The organism is Archangium sp. (assembly GCF_036389735.1).
In the GTDB taxonomy this organism is placed as follows: domain Bacteria; phylum Myxococcota; class Myxococcia; order Myxococcales; family Myxococcaceae; genus Archangium.
Map to the genome: position 1 here is coordinate 1 of NZ_DASVWK010000469.1, position 2,456 is coordinate 2,456.

A 2,456-nucleotide genomic window follows, 5' to 3' on the forward strand; every position below is an offset into this window, starting at 1 on the left:
GCGCGGCTGCTGGCCGAAGGTGGGCTGCGCGGTGCCGAGCAGGTGAAGACGCTGGTGGCGCCGGCCCGGCCCGAGGTGCCCGAGCTGGCACAGCCCGAGGTGGACCTGAACAGCTATGACGCACTGCTGGTGGAGCAGCGGGAGGTGGCCTCGTGAGCACCACCTCCACTTCCCTGCGAGCAGCGGCAACGGCCGAGGGCGAGCAGCAGCAGACGCTGGCCATGCTGCTGCGAGCGCTGAAGCTGCCGGCGGTTGCAGCCCACCACGAGGAGCTGGCCAGGCGCGCCGAGCAGGAGGGCTGGACGTGCCCGCACTACCTGCGCCAGCTGGTGGAGCTGGAGCTGAGCGAGCGCCGGGGCCGGCGGATAGAGCGGCTGCTCAAGGCCTCGGGGCTGTCCACGGACAAGACGCTCGCCACACTCGAGCAGGAGAAGCTACCAGCCAAGGTGCGCCGCCAGCTACCGGCCCTGTGCGAGGGCGGCTTCGTGGAGCGCGCGGAGAACGTGCTGGCCTTCGGACTGCCGGGGCGCGGCAAGACGCACGTGGTGAGCGCCATAGGCCACGAGCTGGTGCAGCGCGGTTACGAGGTGCTCTTCGTCCCGGCGGTGCTGCTGGTGCAGCGACTGCTCCTGGCCAAGAAGAACCTCCTGCTGGAGAAGGAGCTGCGGCGGCTGGACGGGTACGACGCGGTCATCATCGACGACATCGGCTACATCCAGCAGGACAGGGAGGAGATGGAGGTGCTGTTTACCTTCCTGGCCCAGCGCTATGAGCGCAGGAGCGTCCTGATTACGAGCAACCTGGTGTTTTCGCAGTGGGACAGGATTTTCAAGGACGCGATGACGACAGCGGCGGCAATTGACCGGGTGGTGCACCATGCGCTGATTCTGGAACTCACCGGCGACAGCTACCGCAGCGAGAAGGCCAAGAGCCGGGAGACCACCGACAAGGCCCCACGCAAGGGGGCTGGGGACGAGTAACAGCCTGTCCACAGGTTTTGAGTCTCCCCCAGGCCCCCCTCATCCACAGCCCTGTCCACAGCACAGGAGGTGACTAAGCCAGAGACTCCGGTGAACGTGACGACGACTACGGCGACGACGAAGTGAACGCAGTCAGGACATCAACCCGATGGGGAAGTGTAATTGTCGCCAAGGGGAAAAAGTAATTGACGCTGGGCAGAACTTGCTGGCCGCTGCCTGCGGCGCCTCGTTCGCCTCCTCCTCACCTGCTTGGGTGACCAGAAATGGCCGCAGTTTCGCGCCTGGAGCGAAGACAGCGTGGAATCTCGTGAGGTTTGCGCGAGGCGGAGGCACCAAGGACGCCACACGCCGTAACAGTTCCAGCCCGGTGAAGAGCAGGTGCGTGGTGCCGTCCGGCAGCGGGCGCTTCATGCGGTAGGCGATGCGGCCATCCGCCGCTCGTGACAAACGCGCCAGTGCCAGCGCACCGCGTGCCCCGTAACGGCATAGCCGCTCCAGCCCCTGTCTGTCGTTGGCATGCAGATGCGTATTGGCATGCAGGGAGAAGCCCTCCAGCAAGGCGCACCGGGGCTGCTTTCTGGGAGGGGGCCGCACGTCTACCTCCGTCCAGCGCAGCCGCTGCTGCAGCGAGTGCGCCTGATACGCCTGCAGCGCGTCCTCGGGCCCTTGTGCGGGCATGGCCCCTCTTTTCTCCAAGAGGCGCAGCACCCGGTGGCGCACTACCCTCAGGAGGCGCTCCACCTCGTCTTGCGTGGGTGGCGGCAACGGCGCGAAGTGCACGCCACCCTCCCTCTGCACGAAAGCACCGTCTGGCACCAGCGAGTGGAAGTGCGGCGTCACTTGCAAGGCCGAGCCGAAGAACTGGATGAACGACACGGCACCTACCTGCCCACGACGGATGCCCTGTCTCCGCGCTCGCCGACGTTGTAGGGCGAACACCGCGCGCAGGAAGACGGTGAGGACGTCCGAGAGCAGTCCCGCGTCCTTGAGGAGTACCCACCGCACCCGGTGCGGAAAGGACAGCGTCCACTGTCTATAAGGCACGTGCGGCAGCACTCGCTCCACCAGGTGCGCCGCCGTCACATGCGCCCGCTTCGCATTGCAGGACGGGCACACCCCTCGTCCCTTGCACGAGAAGGCGACGAGCAGCTCGTCCTTGCAACTCTCACAGCGCACCCGCGCGAAGCCGTGCGTCAATACTCCACACTCCAGGTACCTGGCGAAGTCCCGCTCCACGTACCGGGGCAGGCCGCGCCCCAATTCGCTCGCCTCCGCCAGCAGCGTGGCGAGGTTGTCCCTCACCGCCGCATACAACACTGTCCCCTCCGGCCGCCTCCGCCGGTACTCCCACCCGTGCGCCCCCACCAGCCCCTCCCCAGCCACACCTCGCCAGGGCACACGCTACCGCCAGGCTCTCACATGACTCCGCCAGGCTTGCATCAGCCCGTAGCTGGCCGTGCCCTCCAGGGTGTTGCC

Annotated in this window: 2 protein-coding genes; one reads left to right on the plus strand and one right to left on the minus strand. The window is 66.9% G+C overall.

The genetic code is table 11. The annotated features are described in order from the left end of the window. Positions 1-152: 152 nt before the first annotated feature. On the plus strand, positions 153-980 hold the full coding sequence (gene istB / locus VF794_RS16750; RefSeq protein WP_331111583.1) for an IS21-like element helper ATPase IstB: 828 nt from the start codon (positions 153-155) through the stop codon (positions 978-980). A 132-nt stretch (positions 981-1,112) separates the two neighbouring features. On the opposite strand, the gene VF794_RS16755 is transcribed toward istB, so the two are convergent. Further along, on the minus strand, positions 1,113-2,297 hold the full coding sequence (locus VF794_RS16755) for a transposase (RefSeq protein WP_331111584.1): 1,185 nt from the start codon (positions 2,295-2,297) through the stop codon (positions 1,113-1,115). Positions 2,298-2,456 lie beyond the last annotated feature (159 nt).